This is a genomic window from Acinetobacter sp. VT 511, assembly GCF_001077515.1.
GTDB lineage: Bacteria > Pseudomonadota > Gammaproteobacteria > Pseudomonadales > Moraxellaceae > Acinetobacter > Acinetobacter schindleri.
In genome coordinates this window covers 1-369 of record NZ_LFRE01000092.1, presented here as the reverse complement: position 1 = coordinate 369, position 369 = coordinate 1, and the positions used below count along the sequence as shown (strand labels likewise).

The 369-nt window shown below is 48.5% G+C and carries 1 protein-coding gene; it reads right to left on the bottom strand.

Annotated elements, in window-relative coordinates; all coding sequences use genetic code 11:
* Nucleotides 1-369: nucleoside-diphosphate sugar epimerase/dehydratase (locus ACS72_RS14555; protein WP_048882483.1), on the bottom strand; the 369-nt coding region annotated here is incomplete at both ends.

Genomic DNA, 369 nt, shown 5'->3' with positions numbered 1-369 from the left:
AATTCAAAAATAACGATTTTTACCGGCTGGTTTTTCACAATCGGCCGGCACAGCCCCGAACCAATGGAGCCGCATGCACCGGTGACCATCACCACTTTATCTTGAATATTTCTGGCCAGAAGCTCCGGCACTGGGGGAACCGGATCCCGCCCCAGCAAGTCAATAATATCGACTTCCTGAATATCAGAAATACGGATTTCACCATCGACCAGTTTAGGCAACCCAGGAAGTTCGGTAATTTTTAAATGTGCCGGTTCCAAAAATTTAATGATTTCACTTTTGCGGACCCGCCCGACCGAGGGCAAGGCCATCAGGATTTCATCAATTTTTTGCTTACGCATGAGCTTGAGGGCGGTCTGGGCGTCATAG